The sequence below is a fragment of the Pseudomonas frigoris genome (assembly GCF_047758635.1).
GTDB classification, from domain to species: domain Bacteria; phylum Pseudomonadota; class Gammaproteobacteria; order Pseudomonadales; family Pseudomonadaceae; genus Aquipseudomonas; species Aquipseudomonas frigoris.
Window position 1 is genome coordinate 2,029,227 of the sequence record NZ_CP180479.1, and the last position, 22,190, is coordinate 2,051,416.

At 59.1% G+C, this 22,190-nt stretch carries 23 protein-coding genes; 9 read left to right on the plus strand and 14 right to left on the minus strand.

Annotation, left to right across the window (positions count from 1 at the left end; translation table 11 throughout):
* The first annotated feature begins 45 nt into the window (after positions 1–45).
* On the plus strand, positions 46–936 hold the full coding sequence (locus tag ACMXYH_RS09230; protein ID WP_134419156.1) for a pseudouridine synthase: 891 nt from the start codon (positions 46–48) through the stop codon (positions 934–936).
* Between the two features lie 88 nt (positions 937–1,024).
* Here the strand turns inward: ACMXYH_RS09230 and ACMXYH_RS09235 are convergent, their stop codons facing one another.
* A complete protein-coding gene (locus ACMXYH_RS09235; RefSeq protein ID WP_129437312.1) occupies positions 1,025–1,246 on the minus strand; it encodes a YgdI/YgdR family lipoprotein in 222 nt (73 codons plus the stop codon).
* A gap of 76 nt (positions 1,247–1,322) precedes the next feature.
* Positions 1,323–1,925: a molybdenum cofactor guanylyltransferase MobA gene (gene mobA / locus ACMXYH_RS09240; protein WP_134419157.1), complete on the minus strand. Its 603-nt coding sequence runs from the start codon at positions 1,923–1,925 to the stop codon at positions 1,323–1,325.
* Positions 1,926–2,006: 81 nt separating this feature from the next.
* Here mobA and moaB point away from each other — a divergent pair, with 81 nt between their 5' ends.
* Complete coding sequence (gene moaB / locus ACMXYH_RS09245) at positions 2,007–2,546, plus strand: molybdenum cofactor biosynthesis protein B (protein WP_129437308.1); 540 nt, start codon at positions 2,007–2,009, stop codon at positions 2,544–2,546.
* The gene (locus ACMXYH_RS09250) at positions 2,530–3,756 is read left to right on the plus strand and encodes a molybdopterin molybdotransferase MoeA (RefSeq protein ID WP_415766893.1); all 1,227 of its coding nucleotides are present in this window, start codon (positions 2,530–2,532) and stop codon (positions 3,754–3,756) included. Before moaB ends, ACMXYH_RS09250 begins: the two co-directional genes overlap by 17 nt.
* A gap of 53 nt (positions 3,757–3,809) precedes the next feature.
* Here the strand turns inward: ACMXYH_RS09250 and ACMXYH_RS09255 are convergent, their stop codons facing one another.
* Positions 3,810–4,118: a hypothetical protein gene (locus tag ACMXYH_RS09255; protein WP_415766894.1), complete on the minus strand. Its 309-nt coding sequence runs from the start codon at positions 4,116–4,118 to the stop codon at positions 3,810–3,812.
* Between the two features lie 229 nt (positions 4,119–4,347).
* Between ACMXYH_RS09255 and yegS the strand changes: the two genes are divergently transcribed.
* Positions 4,348–5,265 carry a lipid kinase YegS gene (yegS, locus tag ACMXYH_RS09260; RefSeq protein WP_415766895.1) on the plus strand — a complete coding sequence of 306 codons (918 nt, stop codon included), beginning with the start codon at positions 4,348–4,350 and terminating at the stop codon, positions 5,263–5,265.
* Here yegS and ACMXYH_RS09265 read toward each other — a convergent pair.
* The 3 genes from ACMXYH_RS09265 to ACMXYH_RS09275 form a co-directional block, all read right to left on the minus strand.
* A complete protein-coding gene (locus ACMXYH_RS09265) occupies positions 5,249–5,908 on the minus strand; it encodes a response regulator (RefSeq protein ID WP_134419160.1) in 660 nt (219 codons plus the stop codon). The genes yegS and ACMXYH_RS09265 overlap by 17 nt on opposite strands.
* On the minus strand, positions 5,905–6,798 hold the full coding sequence (locus ACMXYH_RS09270) for a sensor histidine kinase (RefSeq protein ID WP_134419206.1): 894 nt from the start codon (positions 6,796–6,798) through the stop codon (positions 5,905–5,907). The genes ACMXYH_RS09265 and ACMXYH_RS09270 overlap by 4 nt, the downstream gene beginning before the upstream one ends.
* Before the next feature lie 350 nt (positions 6,799–7,148).
* Positions 7,149–7,613: a hypothetical protein gene (locus tag ACMXYH_RS09275; protein WP_134419161.1), complete on the minus strand. Its 465-nt coding sequence runs from the start codon at positions 7,611–7,613 to the stop codon at positions 7,149–7,151.
* Between the two features lie 461 nt (positions 7,614–8,074).
* Here ACMXYH_RS09275 and ACMXYH_RS09280 point away from each other — a divergent pair, with 461 nt between their 5' ends.
* Together ACMXYH_RS09280 and ACMXYH_RS09285 are read left to right on the plus strand one after the other, a co-directional pair.
* Complete coding sequence (locus tag ACMXYH_RS09280) at positions 8,075–9,010, plus strand: chemotaxis protein CheV (protein WP_046049189.1); 936 nt, start codon at positions 8,075–8,077, stop codon at positions 9,008–9,010.
* A gap of 91 nt (positions 9,011–9,101) precedes the next feature.
* Positions 9,102–9,908, plus strand: a complete 807-nt coding sequence (locus ACMXYH_RS09285; RefSeq protein ID WP_415766896.1) for an MOSC domain-containing protein — start codon at positions 9,102–9,104, stop codon at positions 9,906–9,908.
* Positions 9,909–9,993: 85 nt separating this feature from the next.
* Here ACMXYH_RS09285 and ACMXYH_RS09290 read toward each other — a convergent pair whose 3' ends face one another.
* From ACMXYH_RS09290 to ACMXYH_RS09325, 8 genes are all read right to left on the minus strand, one after another.
* Positions 9,994–10,278, minus strand: a complete 285-nt coding sequence (locus ACMXYH_RS09290; RefSeq protein ID WP_085647581.1) for a pyrimidine/purine nucleoside phosphorylase — start codon at positions 10,276–10,278, stop codon at positions 9,994–9,996.
* Positions 10,279–10,347: 69 nt separating this feature from the next.
* Positions 10,348–10,890, minus strand: a complete 543-nt coding sequence (locus tag ACMXYH_RS09295; protein ID WP_134419163.1) for an exonuclease domain-containing protein — start codon at positions 10,888–10,890, stop codon at positions 10,348–10,350.
* Positions 10,891–10,961: 71 nt separating this feature from the next.
* Positions 10,962–12,923 (minus strand): acetyl/propionyl/methylcrotonyl-CoA carboxylase subunit alpha, encoded by a 1,962-nt coding sequence (locus ACMXYH_RS09300; protein WP_415766897.1) that lies wholly within the window; start codon positions 12,921–12,923, stop codon positions 10,962–10,964.
* A gap of 123 nt (positions 12,924–13,046) precedes the next feature.
* On the minus strand, positions 13,047–13,844 hold the full coding sequence (locus ACMXYH_RS09305) for an enoyl-CoA hydratase/isomerase family protein (RefSeq protein ID WP_415766898.1): 798 nt from the start codon (positions 13,842–13,844) through the stop codon (positions 13,047–13,049).
* Positions 13,841–14,998 (minus strand): citronellyl-CoA dehydrogenase, encoded by a 1,158-nt coding sequence (atuD, locus tag ACMXYH_RS09310; protein WP_008145906.1) that lies wholly within the window; start codon positions 14,996–14,998, stop codon positions 13,841–13,843. Before atuD ends, ACMXYH_RS09305 begins: the two co-directional genes overlap by 4 nt.
* A 24-nt stretch (positions 14,999–15,022) precedes the next feature.
* Positions 15,023–16,639: a geranyl-CoA carboxylase subunit beta gene (atuC, locus tag ACMXYH_RS09315; protein WP_415766899.1), complete on the minus strand. Its 1,617-nt coding sequence runs from the start codon at positions 16,637–16,639 to the stop codon at positions 15,023–15,025.
* A gap of 3 nt (positions 16,640–16,642) precedes the next feature.
* Positions 16,643–17,512 (minus strand): SDR family oxidoreductase, encoded by an 870-nt coding sequence (locus tag ACMXYH_RS09320; protein WP_415766900.1) that lies wholly within the window; start codon positions 17,510–17,512, stop codon positions 16,643–16,645.
* A gap of 12 nt (positions 17,513–17,524) precedes the next feature.
* Positions 17,525–19,315, minus strand: coding sequence for an acyclic terpene utilization AtuA family protein (locus ACMXYH_RS09325; RefSeq protein ID WP_415766901.1), 1,791 nt, complete (start codon positions 19,313–19,315; stop codon positions 17,525–17,527).
* A 190-nt stretch (positions 19,316–19,505) separates the two neighbouring features.
* On the opposite strand from ACMXYH_RS09325, the gene ACMXYH_RS09330 reads away from it, so the two are divergent.
* From ACMXYH_RS09330 to ACMXYH_RS09340, 3 genes are all read left to right on the plus strand, one after another.
* Positions 19,506–20,132, plus strand: coding sequence for a TetR/AcrR family transcriptional regulator (locus ACMXYH_RS09330; protein ID WP_415766902.1), 627 nt, complete (start codon positions 19,506–19,508; stop codon positions 20,130–20,132).
* A 91-nt stretch (positions 20,133–20,223) separates the two neighbouring features.
* Entirely contained in the window at positions 20,224–21,030 is an 807-nt protein-coding gene (locus ACMXYH_RS09335) for a substrate-binding periplasmic protein (protein ID WP_415766903.1), read from the plus strand.
* Positions 21,031–21,130: 100 nt separating this feature from the next.
* Positions 21,131–22,144 carry a GNAT family N-acetyltransferase gene (locus tag ACMXYH_RS09340; protein WP_415766904.1) on the plus strand — a complete coding sequence of 338 codons (1,014 nt, stop codon included), beginning with the start codon at positions 21,131–21,133 and terminating at the stop codon, positions 22,142–22,144.
* Positions 22,145–22,190 lie beyond the last annotated feature (46 nt).

Sequence of the window (22,190 nt, forward strand, 5' to 3'; positions counted from 1 at the left end):
CGCTGTTGGATAATGCCGCCCTGTATTGAGGGTTAGAACTTTCGTATGTCCACTTCATCTTTTTCTGCTGCACACAACCAGGCCAGCACGCTCTACTTGCCGCCTGGTCCGTGGCAGACCGTGCTCGATTGTCTGTGCGAACACTTCAGCGCCATCGGTCGTGAACAATGGCTGGACAGAATCGCTCGCGGTCGTGTCCTCGACGGTCACGGCATGCCGATCGCCCTTGATCTGCCTTATAAGGAAGGCTTGCGGATTCATTATTTCCGTGAGGTGCCGGACGAAAAGCCGATCCCGGTGGTCGAGTCGATTCTGTACGCGGATGAGCATCTGGTCGTGGCGGACAAGCCACATTTTCTGCCAGTGACTCCCGCGGGTGAATACGTGGAGCAGACCCTGTTGCGACGGCTTATCCGTCGACTCGATAACCCGCATCTGGTGCCTTTGCATCGCATTGACCGGCACACAGCGGGGCTGGTGCTGTTTTCCGCCAACCCTCAGAGCCGTTCTGCCTATCAGTCGTTGTTTCCTACGCGGCAGATCGAAAAGCGCTACGAGGCAATTGCCCGAGCGTTGCCTGAACGCTCTTTTCCATTGGTCCATAAGAGTCGCCTCATCGATGGCGAGCCTTTCTTCCGCATGCAGGAAGGTCCGGGCGTCAGCAATACCGAAACGGCTGTCGAAGTCAGGGAGAAGAACGGTGATCTCTGGCGTTATGCGCTTTACCCGGTGACGGGCAAGAAGCATCAGTTACGGGTGCACATGACAGCCTTGGGCGCCAGCATCTGCAACGACCCGTTTTATCCGCACGTACTCAAGGATGTTGAGGATGACTATGCCAATCCTTTGAAACTGCTCGCTCAGGGATTACGGTTTTTGGACCCGGTCACCGGCCAGGAAAGAGCATTCGAAAGCACCATCACCCTGCAGTGGTGATCACGAAGTTCAGTGAGTTTGCTGATCTTCAGCCACGAAAAAGCCCGCATAAAGCGGGCTTTTCCATATCCGGTTATCACCGCAAAAATTACAGCTCTTTAACGGTACGAACCTGATCCTTGTTGATGCGGGTCTGCTTGCCATCCAGTTGTTCGAATTCGTAGAAACCCGAATCTTTATCGAACTTTGGCGCGTCGACAGCCTGGATTTCTCGACCGTCATTCAAGGTGATCACTGTAGGCGATGCGCAACCGGCGAGGGTAGCGAGGCCCAGTGCGAGCATGAAAGTGGCGAGGGGCCGTTGAGTCATGAGTGTGTCTCCGAATATGAATTCTTTTGGTTACGGAGCTTGAGACGTGTACAGCACGCGCAAGTTCCTTCTCCTGTCAGTCTGACACAGTGTAGTGGACACTCAACAGTTCTGGTGTGTTGAGGTTGGCCAGGCGTGGGTCATTGTCGGGGCATTGCAGGGCATTAGCGCCCAGTTTGCGCATGAGACGACCCGGGCTGCGTTCGCCGTCGTTCCAGGCACTGTCGAAATCCGCCGAGAGTGCTACGGGGATTATGCACAGCAGAGGTTCCCAATGTTCGCCATGGCGCAGCATCAGCGGTTGATCCGGGTGCCGGCTGGCGGCGTCGCGCATGCTATTGAGCAGCGCGGCATCGATGCGCGGTACATCACACGGCAGCACCAGCAGATGCGCATGGCGGGCGGCCTTCAGGCCTGCGCGAATACCGGCCAGGGGGCCAGGGAAGTCGCCTTCATCGTCATGAACCAGCTGGTCGGCGTAGGGCGCGTACTTTTCCAGGTTTCTGTTGCAGGAGATGATCAGGTCATCGCTCAATGAACGGGTCTTGCGGTGCAAGTGGGCAATCAGTGGCTCACCTTGCCATTCCAGCAGTCCTTTGTCCTGACCGCCCATGCGTTGGCCACGACCACCTGCCAGGAGCAGAATGGAACAGGGCGGCAAATGTGTATTCGAGGTCATGGCAGGTCTCCATGGGGGCGGCGAAAAAATGAAGCGCTGTGATATAACACCGGGCTGTTTCTCCTACAACTGGATGAGCCTATGAAAGCCAAGGCTGATGTACCTTTCGCACCGCTCAACATCGCGGTGCTGACGGTCAGCGATACCCGTACCCTGGAAACCGATACCTCAGGCCAGGTCTTCGTCGACCGGTTGAGCGCTGCCGGTCATAACCTGGCGGCCCGGGTTCTGCTCAAAGATGATCTCTACAAAATTCGTGCGCAAGTCGCCAACTGGATTGCCGACGATGTCGTGCAGGTGGTGCTGATCACTGGCGGTACCGGTTTCACTGGACGCGACAGCACTCCGGAAGCGGTGAGTTGCCTGCTGGATAAACAGGTCGACGGTTTTGGTGAGCTGTTCAGGCAGATATCGGTAGCGGATATCGGCACCTCTACTGTTCAGTCCCGTGCTCTGGCCGGCCTGGCCAATAGCACGCTGGTCTGCTGCTTGCCGGGTTCGACCAATGCCGTGCGCACCGGTTGGGATGGCATTCTTGCCGAGCAGCTGGATTCGCGTCACCGTCCGTGCAATTTCGTGGCTCATCTCAAACAGGCGGCACCCTGTGAATCCCGCGGGTAAGCCAGGCAAGACTGGCAGTCTGATGGCTGTCGAGGTGGCACTGGCACGCTTGCTGGCAATGGCCGAAGCCTCACCGATTCGTGAGCGTGAACGCTTGCCATTGGCGCAGGTTCAGGGCCGGGTGCTGGCCGATGACCTGGTCTCGACGCTTGATCTGCCACCTTGGCCCAACAGTGCCATGGACGGCTATGCCTTGCGCGTGGCCGACTGGACTGGAGAGCCACTGGAGGTCAGCCAGAAGATTTTTGCCGGTCAGGCTCCGGAGCCGTTGAGGCCTGGCACCTGTGCACGAATCTTCACCGGTGCACCAGTGCCCGCTGGTGCAGATTGCGTCGAGATGCAGGAAAACACCGAGGTTCAGGCGGACGAGCGAGTACGTTTCACCGAAACCATGGCCCCAGGACAAAACATTCGTCCTCAAGGCCAGGAAGCTACTGTTGGTGAATTGATTCTGTCAGCCGGCACGCGCCTCGGGCCGATCGAACAGGGCTTGGCTGCATCGCTGGGATGCGCAGAGCTGGACGTGATTCGCAAGGTTCGCGTTGCTGTTCTGTCCACCGGGGATGAACTGATTGAACCGGGTCAGGCTCTGGGGCCGGGACAGATCTACAACAGCAATCGAGTGTTGCTGTGCAGTTGGTTGCAGCGCCTGGGATGTGAGGTGATCGATGCCGGAATTCTTCCGGATGATTTAGCGACCACCCGCACTCGCCTTGGTGAATTGAAAGATGTCGATCTGATCCTTTCGACCGGTGGTGTCTCGGTGGGAGAGGCTGACTTTCTGGGCATTGCCTTGCGGGAAGAGGGCGAGTTGACGTTGTGGAAACTCGCCATCAAACCTGGCAAACCGCTGACATTCGGACATTTTCGCGGCGTACCTGTGATTGGTTTGCCTGGCAATCCGGCTTCAACGCTGGTGACCTTTGCTTTGTTGGCAAGGCCCTATCTCTTGCGCCGACAGGGTGTAAAAGAGGTTGAACCCCTGAAATTTCAGGTGTCAGCAGGGTTTGCATGGCCAAAAGCAGGTAATCGGCGCGAGTACTTGCGCGGACGTCTGGAGAATGGCCGGGCAATCATCTACAGGAATCAGAGTTCGGGTGTACTGCGTAGCGCCGCCTGGGCTGATGGTCTGGTTGAGGTGCTGGAGGATCGCACGTTGATCGAAGGTGACTGCGTAAGCTTTATCCCGCTGAGTGAAGTCCTGAGCTGACTCTTGCCGCAAACCCGGTTGGTCGAACCGGGTTTTGCGTTCATGGCTAACCCTTAATGAGCCAGGAGTGTCACGACCTGGTCAAAACGGCTATTGGCGATCCAGGCCAGAAGCCCGATGACCACGGTTGTTCCGCCAGCCGAATAGGCAAGCCTGTGTTTGATGGATTTGACGTCACCACGGACTTCATCCATGTCTCGTCGGATGTATTTGAGGTGTGTCTCCAATTCAACGACGCGAGGTTCCATATCAACTTCTCCAGTGGGTTTTGCGCTGATTTTGAATTCAGCTTGATGATTGGCGCGTTTTTCTGCGAGCGGTACGACCGGAATGACCGGTGACCTGATCTCATGGCTTTGCATGGCACGTCCCTGTGTAGTTCCTGCTGATGTTTGATAACCGCAGGCGCCAAGGTGTACCAATCGCATGGGTCGGTCAATTGAGCCGATTCCTCACGTCTTGTAAGAAAAAATCCCGCCTTGTAGGACGCCATAGGGCTCGACTTCAAATAATTCAAATTCTTGCGACTTTTATGGGGCGAGATGAGGTCAACATCTCCCATACGGAATTCAATCATGGGAGTGACAACTAATGAGCGAACGCAAGGCGTTGTTGATTCTGCATGGCAAGCAAGCGCTCAACGAGGCGGTTCGTTCTGCCGTTGCGGACAAGCGCAAACAGGGTTGGGAGCTGGCCGTTCGAGTGACCTGGGAAGCGGGCGACGCACAGCGGCTGGTGGATGAAGCGCTGGCGGCAGGCTACATGCAGATCATCGCCGGTGGCGGTGACGGTACCTTGCGCGATATTGCCGAAGCCATGGCTGCGCATTCGACTGAGGCCAGCCTGGTACTGATGCCGTTGGGGACCGCCAATGATTTTGCGCGTGCCGCTGGCGTGCCTCTGGAGCCCGCGCAGGCGCTGGAACTTCTCGACATTGCACCGAGCGCCATTGATCTGGGGGAGGTCGGCGGCCAAGTGTTTCTTAATATGGCCACGGGCGGTTTTGGCAGTCAGGTCACTGCAAACACCTCGGAGGACTTGAAAAAAATCCTCGGGGGCGCGGCTTACCTGTTCACCGGTTTATCGCGCTTCAGTGAGTTGCACGCAGCCTATGGCGAGTTGCAGGGGCCTGATTTTCAGTGGAGTGGCGAGCTGTTGGCATTGGGCATCGGCAATGGCCGGCAGGCTGGTGGTGGGCATGTGTTGTGTCCAGAAGCGCTGGCTGACGACGGTCTGCTGGACATCAGTATTCTGCCTGCGCCGCAGGAAGTCGTCGGCATCTTGAAAACCCTGCTCGCCGATGGCTTCGGCATCGACAACATGTTTGTGCGAGTCCGGTTGCCATGGGTCGAAATCAAGGTCTCGGAAGGCCTCTACATCAACCTCGATGGCGAACCTCTGGAAGGTGACAATTTGCGTTTCTCGATACGTCCTGCGGCACTGCGCGTGCATTTACCTGAAAACTCGCCGCTGCTGGGGTCATCGCAGTTGATCAATCATCCAGGCTGATGATCTGCTCGCGAACGGCGAACAGCACCAGGCCCGCCACATCGTAGATCTGCAAGCGCTTCATGATCTGCGAGCGGTGGGTTTCAACGGTCTTGATGCTGAGGCCCAGGCCATTGGCAATTTCCCGGGTGGATTTTCCGCGAACGATCAGCCGAAGGATTTCCAGCTGACGCGCTGTCAGGTTGTGCGAGTCGGCAGGTTCCGGCTGGTTTTTCTGAGTTCGGGTTAGCGCCTGGTTGATGACGGTGTGGGCGATGGCCGGGCTCAGGTAGCGTTCGTTGTTACGCAAGGCATCCAGGGCATGTTCGAGCTCGGTAGCCGTGGTGTCCTTGAGCAGATAGCCATGTGCACCGGATTCCAGTGCCTGCATGATGAGTGCTGGATCGGTGTGCATCGACAGGATCAGCACCTTGCTCTGCGGGCGTACTCGCTTGAGTCGCTGCAATGCGTCAAGGCCACTGGTTTCCTTCATGGAAATATCCAGCAGGACGATGTCCGGGGACAACTGTTCGACTATCTCGAGCAGCTGCGAGCCGTCATTGGCCTCACCGATTACCGCGTAGCCGGGAATATCCAGCACCAGAGCGCGCACGCCTGCCCTGATAAGCGAGTGGTCATCCACCAGAAGTAAGTTACAAGTCAACGCATAACCTTATTCGTACTGGCCCGTTCGAGCGCACGAGGCGCCCAGGGGAAGAGTGCTTCGATTTGAGTGCCTTTGCCCGGCTCGCTGGTCACGCTCAGTGTGCCGCCCAGCTGATTGATCCGTTCCGACATCCCTGCCATTCCACGTTGCCCCTCACGACCTGGATCGGTCGCTGGCGCGAATCCCAGGCCATCGTCACTGATCAATAGTGTCAGGCCCTGAGGCTGACGTTGCAGGCGGACCAACAGATTTTTCGCTTCGGCATGGCGCAATATATTGGTCACCGCTTCCTGGGTGATTCGAAAGGCGGCCAGCGTCATTTCCTCCGGTATACCGGCCAAACGCTGATGGCATTCCAGGCTCCAGTGCACCGGCGTGTTGGCAAGCGTCTTGAGTAAATGCGCCCGCAGACTGGCTTCCAGCCCGAGACTGGTCAGCTGCCTCGGATTGAGAATGGCCGATACGTCTCGCACTTTGGCCAGGGTTTCTTCCAGCGTATCGCAGAGCACCGAACACTGGCCCTGAAGTTCTTCGGGCATTCGGCGTTTGAGCCAGTCGCTTTGAAGTTTTGCCGCGGTCAGCAATTGGCCGATATCGTCATGCAGTTCCCGACTGAGCCGGCGCCGTTCGTTTTCCTGTACCTCCAACAACCGGTCAGCCAACTCCTGGGGTTGAAACTTTATCGACTTGCGCGAAAGACAGTACTGCACCCCGACGCAGGTCAATGCCGCAATATTGAGTACCAGCAGACTCAGCGGCAGGGGAGTGGACTGGCTATAAATCAGCAGGCAGCCAAGCGCCGAGCAGGTACACAACACAAGCGTGACCAGGCGCGCGTTTTTTCGGGAGGGTGGCTTTAGGGTGATCGACTTGAGGCTGGCGTACATAGCGGATGGAGCCAATGGATGTTCGCTGCGGGAAAACCGGGCATCGTGGATGACGGGTCTCTGTCTGGAGTCACTCTGCCATTAATTGACGTCAACTAATGGGCGGCATAATACCACTTAAGATACCGTTGGTCGCGTTTGCTATATATGTCTGCCGAGTCAGGAAATAAGCGTTTGTGGACAGCAGTTCCATAATGGAAAAAGTTGGGTGGCAGGAAGGGTTTTATTTGTTTTGAGTTGTCGTTAGCAGGTATGGAATATTCAATTGCGACATGAGCCCGTTAAAGTTAGAGAGGCAGTCATGGCAATAAAAACTCGGAGCGCGGCACAGTGCTCCGATCCATTGAGGATTACCGTCCCAAAGAGGAAACGAGCGTGAACGGTTTGGAATTAGCGGGGGGCTGAAACTGACTTTGTCCGACCTGAAAGGCGAAGGCTTCGATCAGGGATGTCTGTTCGCTGTCATCAAGGCTGAGTTGGCCGGTCTTTTGATCGATTAGCTCGAGTTGCCAGGCGATCAACGTCAGGCAGTCTTTCAGCGCACTCAGGGCCTGGTCGTGTAAATCCATGTGATTCTGGGCATGGCTCAGCAAACCATGAATGTGCAACGAGAACTCGGAAACAGCTGCCAGAGCAAGGGCATCGGCCTTGTTGGCCAGTTTGAGCAGGGTGCTAAGCATGCAGTCGATGGCATCCTTGTCATTGCTGATCAGTTGCAAATGACTCAGGCATTCCTCGGTTTTAACCAGGAGGGTCTCTGCTTCGACGAGAAACTCCGGGAGCCGTTGAGCCCACTCTTTACGATCGTTCGGCATGCTTATCTCCACAACGTCATGTCAAATGAGGGGATGTCGTGTGTGTCGACGGGGACGATCAGAGTCCCCGCATTGCCATGCCGTCGTGAGATCGCGCGCCGGCCTGTCTGGCTGCAGGCTGGGGAACTCGATAGGGTGGATGGCCACTTACCTGCGATCGCACACAAAAGCCTGACTCCGTTCATGCAATGAGAATGGCGTCACATTAATGGCTATTGGATATTGCGAATATCAGGTTGGGCCTGATTGCTACTAGGGGAATCCCTTACACGGGGGAACCAGCCGAACGAAACGAGGTCTCGCGGCAGGCAATGATGCAGATGAAATCACCTGGCTAGTAAAGCATGATGTTAATGTGACATCAATGTTTGGTCGTGGCATTTTACAGGGGGTCAAGGTCCGGCAAAAACAGCCGATAACCCTCTTTAGTGAATTCATCAGAACAAGCCCAGGAGTCATTGATGGCCGGCATTCTCGACACGGTAGACCAACGCACGCAACTGGTGGGTGAGAATCGCCTGGAAATTCTCATGTTCCGGCTGGCCGGACGGCAATTGTTCGCGATCAACGTGTTCAAAGTGCAGGAGGTGCTGCAACTGCCGAAGCTGACACTGATGCCTCAGCGTCATCCATTTGTCTGCGGCGTGGTTAATTTGCGTGGCCAGACCCTGCCGGTGATCGACCTGTCCCAGGCCATCGGTATGCGTCCGCTGGTGCCAAGCCCGACCAGTACGATCATCGTTACCGAGTACAACCGTTCGGTACAGGCGTTCCTGGTCGGTGGTGTGGACCGTATCGTCAACATGAACTGGGAAGCCATTCTGCCGCCGCCGGCCAGCGCCGGTCGTCAGCATTACCTGACGGCCATCAGCAAGGTCGACGATCAGTTGGTGGAAATCATCGACGTCGAAAAAGTCCTGGCGGAAATCGTCCCGTACAACGCCAAGGTCTCGCGCGACAAACTCGACGATCCGGTTCTGGAACGTGCCCGTGGCCGTGAAGTGCTGCTGGTGGACGACTCTAACGTGGCGTTGTCGCAACTGCGTGACACCCTGGGTCAGCTGGGCGTGAAAATGCACATTGCCAGCGATGGCTTGAAGGCACTGAACATGCTCAAGGCCTGGGCCGATACCGGTGTAAACATGACCGACAAACTGTTGATGATCTTCACCGACGCGGAAATGCCGGAAATGGACGGCTATCGCCTGACCACGGAAATCCGCAACGACCCGCGTCTGCGTGGCCTTTACGTGGTGCTGCATACCTCGTTGTCCGGCAGCTTCAACGACTCGATGGTCAAGAAAGTAGGCTGCGACAACTTCCTCTCCAAATTCCAGCCGGACAAACTCGTCGACGTGGTGCGCCAGCGCTTGATGCTTGATGAAGTACCTGCCTGACACCACCCGCAGAGGCTGACTTGACGTCAGCCTTTGATTCGGCGATCAAGCTCGTATAGGGTGGCGTTTTTTGCCCACCAGGGAGCTGGCCATGTTGCGTCTGAGCGCGCTTTATCGTTATCCGTTGAAATCCGGCAAGGGCGAGATCCTGCAGCAGGTCAGCCTTGACAAGCTGGGCCTGGACGGTGATCGACGCTGGATGCTGGTGGACGAGGCCAGCGGGCGCTTTCTGACCCAGCGTGCAGTGGCGCAGATGAGTCAGCTGTCGGCGTTGTGGAATGCCGACGGTGGCTTGACCCTCAGTGCGCCGGGCCGCTCACCGATCGATATCGCATTGCCTGCCAGCGACGCGGAACTGCGTGGCGTGACCATCTGGCGCGACACACTGCGTGTGCCGGATGCCGGCGACGAGGCGGGTGCCTGGGTCAGTGAATTCATTGGCAAACCGACTCGTCTGGTGCAAGTCCCTCTTGATCGCGCACGGACCACTCAGGCCGGCTATGGCAAGGACGATGATCAGGTGGCCTTCGCCGATGGCTTTCCGCTGTTGCTGATCGGACAGGCATCGTTGGGAGACTTGTCGCAAAAAGTCGGCCGACCGATGGAAATGCTGCGCTTTCGGCCCAACCTGGTGATCGAGGGCAGCGAGGCGTATGCCGAAGATGCCTGGAAGCGCATCCGCATCGGTGATGTCGAGTTCCGCGTGGTCAAGTCGTGTTCACGTTGCATTCTGACCACCATCGACCCGCAAACCGGCGAGCGCAGCGAAGATCGCGAACCTCTGGCCACGTTGCAAACATACCGTGCCGAGGCCGATGGTGCGATGTTCGGACAGAACCTGGTCAACGACAGCAATGGCCAACTTGAAGTCGGTATGCCGGTGACGGTTCTGGAATAAGACAATTTGAATGACTGCCGTTGAACAAAAAATGCCCGTGTCCAAGGACGCGGGCATTTTTTTGTCGCTGTGAAAACCCAGGTGTCTAGCCGCGGTATTCGCACAGGTAAGCGGTGTCGACGGCCACTTTCAGCTGGAACTTGCTGTTGGCAGGCACGTTGAACTGGCTGCCGGCGGCGAAGGTTTCCCAGTTGCTGCTGTCCGGCAGTTTGACGGTCAGGGCGCCGGACACCACGTGCATGATTTCACGCTGGCTGGTGCCGAATTCGTATTCGCCCGGTGCCATGACGCCGATGGTCGCAGGACCTTCAGCGGTGCCAAAGGCGATCGACTTGACGGTGCCATCGAAGTACTCGTTGACTTTAAACATGGGCGATTCCTCGAAAAGGGCTGAAAAGGGCCGGCCAGTATGCACAAGGCCCATGCCGGCGTCACCTCTCTAAAGCGGAAGAACCAGTGGCAATAATCGTGCGGTATTGCGCGCATCTTCCAGTGCCCGATGTTGTTGGCCATTGAACTGCATGCCCGCCAGTTGCAGCGCGCCGTTAAGCCCCAGCGGGCGCTCCAGTCGACGAGCCTTGGCAAAGCGCTGTTTGAGGTTCATGTGCGGCACTCGGCTCAGGGCGCTGTCGAGTTGCAGGCGATCCCACTCCTGAACCAACTGTTTGCGATCGTAATCGCCCCAACTTGCCCAGCCTTCGAGGCGCGAGTGATGTTGGTCGAGCCAGTGCTCGAACGACGCCCAGACCTCGCTCAGAGGCTGCGCGGCGTCGATGTTGGCCTGGGTGATGTGGGTCAGTTGCCGGCAAAACGGCGTCAGCATGGGCCGACGCAGCGGCCGGACGAAACGCTGGAAAGCGTCCAGTTCGCGCCCCTTGCGGTCCACCAGGGTGGCGCCGATTTCGATGATTTCCATTTCCGTTACTGGCCAACCACCCTCATCGGTGGTGGCTTCTAGATCAATGACCAGCCAGTGAGGCATCGCAGGGTTCCTGGTATCCGCGTCCTGATAGGGCTTGAGCGTAGCCAAACCCGGCGGATCCGCCTAGCGGCTTATTCGACCTCCAACAAAATCTGACGATTTTTCACCTGATCACCGACCCTGACCTGCAAGCGTTTGAGCACGCCGTCGATGCCCGACTTGAGCGGATGCTCCATTTTCATGGCCTCCAGCACGACCAGCAACTGGCCTTTAATGACCGGGCTGCCTTCAGTCACCAGCACATCGACGATCGCCCCGTCCATCGGAGCCTTGAGGGTGCCGGTGCTGACGCTGGCCTGACTGCTGACCAAGGCCTGCGTCCGGTCCACAAGCCGCACACTGCCGGGACGGGTGAACAGCCAGAGTTGCCCGGCCTCGAGACGGTAAGCATGACGTCGCCGGATGCCGTTGATTTCCATATTGGCCCAGCGTCCGTCGCACTGGATGAACTTCAATTCAAAGGGCGTTGTGGCGACTTGAATCCGATACGGTTCACCCGGCACAGCGTTCAATTCCACCGGCCAATCCTGATCCTCAAGGCCGATTCGATAGAGCAACGGCACGCTGGCGTTGTTGCGCCAACCGGCCAGTGGCACTTGATGAACCTGCGCCGAGGCCTGATAGAACAGCACAGCAGCGATGGCCAGTTCTTCGGCGCTCGGCACATGCGCATGCAGGCAGGGATGCTCCGAAAAGTGTGCCGGGATGAACCCGGTGTTGAACTCGCCACTGATGAACTGCGGGTGTTCCAGCAGGGCGGCGAGCAAGCGCTGATTGCTTTGCACGCCGAGCAGCACGCTGTCCTGCACCGCCCGCAGCAACTTACGCCGGGCTTCTTCGCGGGTGGCGCCGTGGGCGATGATCTTGCCCAGCATCGGGTCATAAAACGGGCTGACTGTCTGGCCTTCGATCAGGCCATGATCGATCCGCACGCCGCGCTGCAACGCAGGCTCCCAGGCGGTGATGCGGCCGGTTTGTGGGAGAAAACCGTATGCCGGATCTTCGGCGTACAAACGGACTTCCATGGCATGGCCGCTGAGCTGAACCTGCTCCTGTCGCAGGGGCAGAGGCAGTCCTTGGGCGACGTGCAACTGCCAGGCCACCAGATCGAGGCCGGTGATCAATTCGGTCACCGGGTGCTCCACCTGGAGTCGGGTGTTCATCTCCAGAAAGTAAAACTGCCCACGCGTATCCAGCAGGAACTCGACAGTGCCAGCGCCGACGTAATTCACTGCGCGACCTGCCTTCAGCGCCGCTTCGCCCATGGCCTGACGCAACTCGGCGGTCATCACCGGGCAGGGTGCTTCTTCGATGACTTTTTGATGGCGACGCTGGATCGAGCAGTCGCGCTCGCCAAGGTAGATCAGGTTGCCGTGCTGGTCGCCGAACAGTTGAACTTCGACGTGACGCGGGTCAATCAGCGCTTGCTCGAGAATCAGTTCGTCGCTGCCAAACCCATGCAGCGCTTCGGAGCGGGCGGTGCGCAGTTGCTCCAGCAAATCACTGGCCTCGTGCACCAGGCGCATGCCCCGCCCGCCACCGCCGGCACTGGCCTTGATCATCAGCGGATAGCCGATGCGTGCGGCTTCTCGGCTCAGGGTCGCGTCGTCCTGTTCTTCGCCCTGATAACCCTTGATGCACGGCACACCGGCATCGAGCATGGCGAGTTTCGACAGGCGTTTGCTGCCCATCAGTTCGATGGCGTCGGGGCTGGGACCGATGAAGGTGATGCCGGCATCCTGGCAGGCGCGGGCGAACCCGGCGTTTTCCGAGAGGAAGCCGTAGCCTGGATGGATCGCGTCAGCGCCCGTGCGCCGGGCGGCATCGAGAATGGCCGGGATATTCAGATAGGACTGCTGCACCGGGGCCGGGCCGACGTTAACGGCTTCGTCGGCCATCTGCACATGCAGCGCATCGGCGTCGGCATCGCTGAAGATTGCGACCGTGCGATAGCCCAGGGCCTGGGCGGTGCGCTGGATGCGGCAGGCGATTTCACCGCGGTTGGCGATCAGGATTTTGCTGAGTCCGGGCATGGGGGTTTCCCTTTTGTTTTGCGGTGGATGTGATGGCCTCTTCGCGAGCAAGCCCGCTCCCACAGGGGAATGCATTTCAAATGTGGGAGCGAGCTTGCTCCGGGCGGCGTTCCGACGATGCTTTTAAGGCGCCCAACCCGGTTTACGCTTTTGTACGAAGGCCATGGTCCCCTCAATACCTTCAGCCCCGGTCACCGCCTCGCTGAACCAGTCGGCCGCTTCATCCAGCAACGCACTCGATGGCTGTCCGGCACTCGCCAGCAACAGTTTTTTGGTCGTCGCATTGGCCTCCGGCGCGCAGCACAACACATGGGCCAGAATTTCATCGAGACGCTCGGCCAACGCTTGCGCGTCATGCTCGACAAAATGCACCAACCCCATGCGCCGTGCGTGTGTGCCATCGAAACGTGCCGCGGTCAGCGCCAGTCGGCGAGTCTGGGTCAGGCCGATGCGCTGCACCACGAACGGCGCGATCTGCGCAGGCAGAAGACCGAGGCTGGTTTCCGGCAGACCGAATTGTGCCTGGTGATCGGCCAAGGCGACGTCGCTGACGCAGGCCAGACCCAAACCACCGCCGAGCACCGCGCCTTGCAGCACCGTGATCACCACTTGCGGCGCGTGTTGCACCTCTTGCAGCAACGCACCGAACGCGCGATTCAAGTCGCGATAGGCACTCGGGCCTTGAGCGCGTGCGTTGGCCATGTCCTTGATGTCGCCACCGGCGCAAAAATGCCCGCCCGCACCACCGATCACCAGCGCGCGAATGGCTCGGTCGTCACGCACCGCCGCCAGCACCGCGCGCAGCTCAGTGACCATCTGCAAGCTCATGGCGTTGCGGCTTTCCGGTCGGTTGAGGGTGATGTGCAGGACACCGTTATGCGGTTCGAGCAGCAAGGTCTGGCAAACGGGCAAGGTGCTCATTTCTTTTTCCCCGGCAGGATGCCCATGAGTTTGCAGATGATCCCCAGCATGATTTCGTCGGCACCGCCGCCGATCGACACCAGCCGCACGTCACGGTAAGCGCGGGCCACCGGGTTGTCCCACATGAAACCCATGCCGCCCCAGTATTGCAGGCAGCTGTCGCTGACTTCGCGGCCCAGACGCCCGGCCTTGAGTTTGGCCATCGACGCCAGACGGGTGACGTCCTGGCCTTTGATGTATTGCTCGGTGGCTTGATAGACCAACGCCCGCAGGCATTCGATTTCGGTTTGCAGTTCGGCCAGGCGGAAGTGGATGACCTGATTGTCGATCAGCGCATTGCCGAAGGTTTTACGTTCCTTGCAGTACTCGATGGTGCTGTCGACGCAGTACTCCAGGCCCTTGATCATGTTCGCCGCGCCGAACAGCCGTTCCTCCTGGAACTGCAGCATCTGCATCATGAACCCCGCGCCTTCATGGCCGATGCGATTGCGTTGCGGCACGCGCACGTTGTCGAAAAACACCTGAGCGGTTTCCGAGCTGCGCATGCCGAGCTTGTCCAGGTGCGAGCTGAGGCTGATGCCCGGCGTGTTCATCGGCACCATGATCAGCGACTTGTTAATGTGCGGTTTGTCGTCCGAGGTGTTGGCCAGCAGACAGATGAAATCGGCGCTCGGTGAGTTGGTGATCCACATCTTGCTGCCGTTGATCACGTAGTCGTCGCCGTCCTTGCGGGCGGTGGTTTTCAAACCGGCCACGTCGGAACCGGCGCCGACTTCGGAAACACCGATGCAGCCGACCTGCTCGCCAGTGATCGCCGGCCGCAGGAATTCTTCACGCAATTCATCGGAGCCGAAACGCGCCAGCGCCGGGGTGCACATGTCGGTCTGCACGCCTATGGACATCGGAATGCCGCCGCAGTGGATGGTGCCGAACTCTTCAGCCGCGACGATCGAATAGCTGTAATCGAGCCCCATGCCGCCAAACTTTTCCGGTTTGGAAATCCCCAGCAAGCCGAGGTCGCCGGCCTTGCGGAAGATCTCGTGGATCGGAAAGCGTCCGGCCTTTTCCCATGCCTCGACGTGAGGATTGATCTCGTGATCGACGAATTGGCGGACGGTGCGGCGCAGTGCTTCGTGTTCCTGGGTGAAGATCATTTTTTATTGTTCTCCTTATCGTCCTTAGAAGCGGGCTACACCAAAGCTGTTGGATTGCAGCGGCCGCACTTCAGCCTCATGACAGATATCCAGCAAGTACCCGAGCAAGGTCCGGGTATCCCGAGGATCAATCAACCCGTCGTCCCACAAGCTGGCACTGCCATAGAGCGCGGTGGACTGGCTGTCGAGTTTCTGCGCGGTGACCTGTTCCAGCATGTCGAGCATTTTCGGGTCGGGCACCAGGCCGTCCTTGGCCTGTTTGGCCTCGGTGACGATCCGCAGCACTTTGCCGGCCTGGGCACCGCCCATCACCGCCGTGCGGCTGTTGGGCCAGGCAAAAATGAAGCGCGGGTCGAGGCCGCGGCCGCACATCGCGTAGTTGCCGGCGCCGTAGGAGCCACCGACGACGATGGTCAGTTTAGGCACCCGGGCATTGGCCACCGCTTGAATCATTTTCGCGCCGTGTTTGATCACGCCTTGCTGCTCCGACTCGGTGCCGACCATGAATCCTGTGGTGTTGTGGAAGAACAGCAACGGGGTCTTGCTCTGGTCACAGAGCTGAATGAACTGCGCCGCCTTGCTCGCACCCTTGGGCGTGATCGGTCCATTGTTGCCAATGAACCCGCAGGCGCGACCTTGAATCTGCAAATGGCCGCAGACGGTTTGCTGATCGAACTCACCCTTGAATTCGAGAAAGTTCGAGCCGTCGGCAATCCGCGCGATGATTTCGCGCACGTCGTAAGGTTTTTTCGCGTCGTCAGGAATCAGCCCGAGCAACTCGTCGATGGGGTAGAGCGGTTCTTCCCAGCGACGTTCGGGTATCCAGGGCAACTGATCATTCCACGGCAACAGGCTGACAATCTCGCGCACCTGCCGCACGCCATCGGCATCGTTCTCGGCCAGGTATTCAGCAGTGCCGGCGATTTGCGCATGCATCTCGGCGCCGCCCAGTGCTTCATCGGTGGCGACTTCGCCGGTGGCAGCCTTGAGCAGCGGCGGACCGGCCAGAAACAGCTTGGCCTTGCCACGCACCACCACCACGTAATCCGACAACCCTGGCTGATAGGCGCCGCCCGCCGTGGCCGAGCCATGGACCACCGTGATTTGCGGCAGGCCCATGGCCGACATCCGCGCCTGATTGGCAAAGCTGCGGGCGCCTTCGACGAAAATCTCCGCCGCGTAATTGAGGTTGGCGCCACCGCTTTCGGCCAGGGTAATGACCGGCAGTTTGTTCTCCATGGCGATCTGTTGCAGGCGCAGGGATTTTTTCAAACCGCTGGGGGAAATGGTCCCGCCCTTGATCGCACTGTTGTTCGCCACCACCAGCACCCGCACGCCGGACACATAGCCGATCCCGGCGATCAAACCGCCGCCAGCCGAACTGCCGTCCTTGTCGTCATGCAGTTTGTAGCCCGCCAGGCTCGCCAGTTCGAGGAACGGTGCGCCAGGGTCCAGCAGCAGGTTGAGGCGTTCCCGGGGCAACAATTGCCCGCGCTTGTCGAACCGGGGTTTGGCTTCGGCCGCCTTGTTCAGCAAGGTCTGTTCGAGCTGGCGGACCTGTTCGATGCCGACCAGCATCGCCGCGCGATTGCGGGTGAACTGTTCGCTGAACGGGTCCACTTGCGACTGAATCACCGGCATGACTTATTCCTTGTCCTTGAGCACGTCGGGAAGGTAGGCGCGGTGAAAACCGTTGAACGACTCGCTGATCTGCGCCTTGTGTATCGGCCAGGCGCGCCCGCCCAGGCTGGCGGCGCCATCGATGCGCAAAGTGCTGCCACTGACAAATGCCGCGGCCGGGCTGAGCAGGAAAACGATCGCCGCGCTGACTTCCGATTCGGTGCCGATGCGTTTCAGTGGAACGTGCTCGCGCAACGTCGGGATCACCGCTTTGTATGCGCCTTCATAGGTGTCCATGCCACTGGACGCGATCCAGCCCGGCGCCACGGCATTGACCCGCACCCCGGCATAACCCCATTCGAACGCGGCGGTCTTGGTGAGGTTGTCCATGCCTGAACGCGCCGCGCCCGAGTGGCCCATGCCGGGCATGCCGCCCCACATGTCGGCGAGCATGTTGACGATGGCGCCGCCGTGCGTGCTCATGGACTGGTTGAACACTTCCCGGGCCATCAGGAAGCCGCCCATCAGGTTGGTGCGCAACACCGTATCGAAGCCTTTTTGATTGATCGACGCCAGCGGCGACGGGTACTGCCCGCCGGCATTATTGACCAGACCGTGAATCGGTCCGTACTTGCGGATCAACTCGCTGACCACATGCTTGACCGCTTCTTCCTCACGAATATCGCAGACCATCCAGTCAGCCTTGCCGCCATCTTCGGTAATCTCGGCCGCGACGTTTTTCAGCTTGTCGGCCTTGCGCCCGAGCAGCAGCACATGGGCGCCGAGGGCCGCCAGTTCGTGCGCGGTGCAACGGCCGATGCCGCTGCCACCACCGGTGACGATGATGTTTTGGCCTGCAAACAAATCGGCTTTGAAAATCGAATCGTATGCCATGGCGACAGTCCTCTAGTTGACTCGGTCAGCGATGCGTTGGGGCACCGGTATCTGGAATTCCAGCAGTTGCTGGGCGAAGGCTTTGCCTTGCGGATCGATCCGCAGGCTGGCCACGCCACCGCCTCCCAGGGCGTTCTCCAGCAGAAAATTGAGGCTGTGGGTGCCCGGCAGGTACCAGCGTTCGACACGTCCGTGGATCGGATCGAGGACATGACTCATCCAGTCGACGATCACTTCCGGCGTCAAGGCTTCGGCAATCCACGGCAGGTACTCCGGCTCGCGGGCCATGACGCCGATGTTGCTGTGGTTGCCCTTGTCACCGGAACGCGCCACAGCGAGTTTGACCAGGGCCACGCTGGCATCGGCCCGGCCTGAGGGTTTCGGTGAGGCGCACGCCACGGGCAGGTCGGCGGTGTCGAGCACATCAACGGCAGGCAGGGCGCAGGGATGGCGCTGGCCCTTGAGATCAATTTCCAGCGTGCAGGCGGTTTTGTCGATAAGGAACGAGAACAGCCGGATCAGCGGATACACCGTCGGCCGTCCACCGACAATCCCGGTCAGTCCCGGCGCCATGCCGGTGGCGGCCTGGGCGATTTCACGGGAGAACACAATCAACGCCTGTTTACCCGGATGGCGCACCGCGAGTTTGATCACCACTTCGCGGCTGTCCTGACGCTGACCGTGGGGGCCGTAAGTGGCCTCGCTGCCGAGCAGTTCGATGTTCACTTCGCTGTAGGGTGGCCAACCGCGCTGGCTGAAGATTTCCGAGGTCTTGTTGATGATGGCTTCGCTGACCCGACGCGCCTTGTCGACCGCATCGATCCCGGCGATCAGGCAACTGGCGGTACAGCGGAAACCGTCCGGGTACGTCGCGCTGACCTTGTACTGATCGGTCGGCGGCAAGCCTTTTGCGCCATGCACCTGGACCGCGTTTTTGCCTTGTTGCACGAGTTTGACTTCAGTGAAATCGCAGACCACGTCGGGCAGCAGATACGCCTGCGGGTTGCCGATTTCATACAGCATCTGCTCGCCGACCGTCAGTGGAGTGACCAGCCCGCCGGAGCCTTCGGGTTTGCTGACGATGAACTGGCTGTCGGCGCTGACTTCGACGATGGGGAAGCCGATGTGTTCGTAGTCGGGCACCTCGCGCCAATCGGTGAAGTTGCCGCCGGTGCACTGGGCGCCACATTCGATGATGTGGCCGGCCAATGCGGCTTGGGCGAGTTTGTCGTAGTCGTGCCACGACCAGCCGAACTCATGCACCAGCGCGGCACTGACCACGGCGCTGTCGACCACGCGTCCGGTGATGACGATGTCGGCGCCCAGACGCAGGGCCTCGACGATGCCCGGTGCGCCGAGGTAGGCGTTGGTCGAGACGCACATCGGCGGCAAGGGGGCGCCGCTGAACATTTCATGGATACCGCTGCCGCCCAGCTGTTTGAGCTGCGGCTGCAGGTCATCGCCCAGCAGCACGGCGATTTTCAGCGTTACCCCGACCTTGTCGCAGGCCGCTTGCAGGGCGGCGGCGCAGGCTTGCGGGTTGACCCCGCCGGCGTTGCTGATGACGCGGATTTTCTGTTCGGCCAGTTGACCCAACAGCGGGATGAGGACTTCGATGAAGTCGCTGGCGTAACCGGCCTCGGGATCTTTCATGCGCGCGCCGGCCATGATCGACATCGTAATCTCGGCCAGATAATCGAAGACCAGATAGTCCAGACTCCCGCCTACCACCAGTTGCGCGGCGGCGGTCGAGGTGTCGCCCCAGAAGGCGCTGGCGCAACCGATGCGGATTGTTTTTGGCACAGTCAACTCCATAACCACCCCCGACAGAAGTACATCGAGACTACCAAGCAAGCGCTTGGTTTGTAAACGGCTGAAATATCTTCTGCCCGAGCGCTTGCTTGGTCGCGCCGGCCAGCTTAAATTGCCCGCGCAACCCCGCAGTTTTAGCGGTGAGCGGCGTATTTGATTGATCGACTGTAGGAGAGAACGGGTGGACGAGCAAAAAGCCCTGAGGGTGATGCGCGAATTGGTCGATAGCGGCCAATTGACCGACCCGGACAGCGCCCGCGGCAAACTGCTGCAAGTGGCGGCTCACCTGTTCCGCAACAAAGGTTACGAACGCACCACCGTGCGCGATCTGGCCGGCGCCGTGGGGATTCAGTCAGGCAGTATTTTTCATCACTTCAAAAGCAAGGACGAGATCCTGCGGGCGGTGATGGAGGAAACCATTCGTTACAACACTGCGTTGATGCGTGCAGCCCTGGCAGAAGCCGGCAGTGTGCGCGAGCGGGTACTGGCGCTGATTCGTTGTGAATTGCAGTCGATCATGGGCGGCAGCGGCGAGGCCATGGCGGTGTTGGTGTATGAATGGCGCTCGCTGTCGGAAGACGGGCAGGCGCAGGTGCTGGCGCTGCGCGATATTTATGAAGAACTCTGGCTTCAGGTGCTGGGCGAGGCCAAGGAGGCCGGTTTTATTCGCGGGGATGTGTTCATCACCCGCCGTTTTCTGACCGGTGCGTTGTCCTGGACCACCACCTGGTATCGCGCCAGCGGCAGCATGAGCCTCGATCAATTGGCCGATGAGGCGTTGATTCTGGTGCTGGAAGAGAAGCAATAAGTTTATTCAGGTCGCAGGAAACTGGCTAAGTGGCCGAAACCGCCTAGCTTGAATGCATTGAAGTGTATTTTTTGGGGAGTGGGTTGTTTTGATGTCTTCGCCAATTCGGACGGTTTCGCGGCTTTTGCTGGCAACGCTTGCGGCGTTATGCGTGGTTCCGACCCAGGCCGCACAGCTGGTGCGGGTCGGTGCCGCACATTTCCCCCCCTATACCGTGCGCCCGGAATCCGGTGCCGACACCGGTTTGCTGCCGCAGCTGGTCGAGGCGCTCAATGCCTTGCAGAGCGGCTATCAGTTTGAGTTGGTGCCCACTTCCATTCCCCGGCGTTTTGGTGACTTCAAGCAAGGCCGGGTGGACATGGCGATTTTCGAGAACCCGGACTGGGGCTGGAAGGACATCCCGCACACCACTGTCGACATGGGACTGGACGACGCCGAGATTTTTGTCGCGCAACGCCAACCCGATGGCCAGCCGGTTCGTCAGCAGAATTATTTTGCCGACCTCGCTGGCAAGCGTCTGGCGCTCTTCAGCGGCTATCACTACGAATTCGCCAACTTCAATGCCGATCCAAAATTCCTCGCGCAAAACTACAACGCCACGCTGACGTATTCCCATGACAGTAACCTGCTGATGGTGCTGCGTGGGCGTGCCGACGTTGCCCTGGTGACGCGCTCGTACCTCAGCGATTACCTGCTGCGCAACGAGAAAGTCGCCAATCAACTGCTGGTGTCCCAACGTATCGATCAGGTTTATCACCACTACGCCATCCTCAGTCCGGCCGCACCCATCAGTGGTGAGGCGTTCGGCAAGTTGCTGCAAGGGTTGCGGGACAATGGCGAAATGCTGAAGATTTTCGATCCCTACAAGATCGCCGTGGTGCCGGTCCCGGGTACCTGAGATCGCACCACAGGTCGCGTATTGACCGACTTTTCTTAAATTTCCCGCACTGGCTCACGTCACCTCGTTGAACTGTCGACGATTAACGTGAGCCCGACCCATGTCCACTCTGAATGACCTGACTGCCCTGGCCTTGCCGACAGGAAGCTGTCTTGTAGCTGATGAAACCGAAAGCCGCCTGTGTCTCAGCCTTGAAGGGCAGCCGCTGATTCAGTTGCGCCTGACTCGCGAGCCCGAGTTGCATGTGCAAGTAGAAGAGCGCTTCGACCACGCCGACAATCGGGCCGTCTGGGCGGTCTGTTATTGGCTGTTTGCCCGTGACCCGGTCTGCCAGCGCCTGACCTGGCATCTCGATGAAGCCCCCACCGAAGCATTGCTCGGCGGGTTGCTGATCCCTACCGAAATCGTCGGCCAGTATCGTTGCGAACGCACGCTGTTCTGGCAGTTGCCGCAGCCTTGGCTGGGCGTGTCACAGACATCGAGTTATCCGCAGCAAATGGTCATCAGTGGCGGCAAGCGTCATCCGCTGCGCCCGGTGAAACCGCGTGGTGAAGTCTATCGGCGTTTTGATGCGCGCCTCGGTGCCTGGATTTCCCTGCGCACGGTTGACATCGGCCTGGACCTGGCGCGTTTCAATCGTTGGCAGAACAGCCCGCGCGTGGCGAGTTTCTGGCAGGAGGAGGGCAGCCTCGAGCAGCATCACGAGTACCTGAGCAAACTTGAGGCCGATCCCCACACCCTGACGCTGATCGGTTGTTTCGATGATCAGCCGTTCGCCTACTTTGAAGCGTATTGGGCCAAGGAAGATCGCATCGCGCCGTTCTATGACGCCGGTGATTACGACCGCGGTATTCACATGCTGGTGGGTGAAGAAAATCACCGAGGCCCGCATAAGGTGGCGAGCTGGTTATCGGCGTTGACGCACTACCTGTTTCTCGACGATCCACGCACTCAGCGAGTGGTTGCCGAGCCTCGCGCCGACAACGTGAAGATGATCGGGCATATGCAGAGCCAGGGTTTCCACTGCGAGAAAGCGTTCGACTTCCCACACAAGCGTGCGGCGCTGATGGTGCTGGGGCGTGAGCGGTTTTTTGATCGGTGTGTGTTGGTTTGAGATGTAAGTCTCAAGGTCTGCACCGACCTTGAGTCAGTCTTCGCGA

Coding starts and splice junctions, on each gene's coding strand:
- ACMXYH_RS09290 (WP_085647581.1), bottom strand. CDS start 10,278: ATGTTTAAAGTCAACGAGTACTTCGATGGCACCGTCAAGTCGATCGCC.
- ACMXYH_RS09285 (WP_415766896.1), top strand. CDS start 9,102: ATGTTGCGTCTGAGCGCGCTTTATCGTTATCCGTTGAAATCCGGCAAG.
- ACMXYH_RS09280 (WP_046049189.1), top strand. CDS start 8,075: ATGGCCGGCATTCTCGACACGGTAGACCAACGCACGCAACTGGTGGGT.
- mobA (WP_134419157.1), bottom strand. CDS start 1,925: ATGACCTCGAATACACATTTGCCGCCCTGTTCCATTCTGCTCCTGGCA.
- moaB (WP_129437308.1), top strand. CDS start 2,007: ATGAAAGCCAAGGCTGATGTACCTTTCGCACCGCTCAACATCGCGGTG.
- atuC (WP_415766899.1), bottom strand. CDS start 16,639: ATGCCGGTGATTCAGTCGCAAGTGGACCCGTTCAGCGAACAGTTCACC.
- ACMXYH_RS09275 (WP_134419161.1), bottom strand. CDS start 7,613: ATGCCGAACGATCGTAAAGAGTGGGCTCAACGGCTCCCGGAGTTTCTC.
- ACMXYH_RS09335 (WP_415766903.1), top strand. CDS start 20,224: ATGTCTTCGCCAATTCGGACGGTTTCGCGGCTTTTGCTGGCAACGCTT.
- atuD (WP_008145906.1), bottom strand. CDS start 14,998: ATGATCTTCACCCAGGAACACGAAGCACTGCGCCGCACCGTCCGCCAA.
- ACMXYH_RS09320 (WP_415766900.1), bottom strand. CDS start 17,512: ATGGCATACGATTCGATTTTCAAAGCCGATTTGTTTGCAGGCCAAAAC.
- ACMXYH_RS09295 (WP_134419163.1), bottom strand. CDS start 10,890: ATGCCTCACTGGCTGGTCATTGATCTAGAAGCCACCACCGATGAGGGT.
- yegS (WP_415766895.1), top strand. CDS start 4,348: ATGAGCGAACGCAAGGCGTTGTTGATTCTGCATGGCAAGCAAGCGCTC.
- ACMXYH_RS09230 (WP_134419156.1), top strand. CDS start 46: ATGTCCACTTCATCTTTTTCTGCTGCACACAACCAGGCCAGCACGCTC.
- ACMXYH_RS09305 (WP_415766898.1), bottom strand. CDS start 13,844: ATGAGCACCTTGCCCGTTTGCCAGACCTTGCTGCTCGAACCGCATAAC.
- ACMXYH_RS09255 (WP_415766894.1), bottom strand. CDS start 4,118: ATGCAAAGCCATGAGATCAGGTCACCGGTCATTCCGGTCGTACCGCTC.
- ACMXYH_RS09270 (WP_134419206.1), bottom strand. CDS start 6,798: ATGTACGCCAGCCTCAAGTCGATCACCCTAAAGCCACCCTCCCGAAAA.
- ACMXYH_RS09300 (WP_415766897.1), bottom strand. CDS start 12,923: ATGCCCGGACTCAGCAAAATCCTGATCGCCAACCGCGGTGAAATCGCC.
- ACMXYH_RS09340 (WP_415766904.1), top strand. CDS start 21,131: ATGTCCACTCTGAATGACCTGACTGCCCTGGCCTTGCCGACAGGAAGC.
- ACMXYH_RS09235 (WP_129437312.1), bottom strand. CDS start 1,246: ATGACTCAACGGCCCCTCGCCACTTTCATGCTCGCACTGGGCCTCGCT.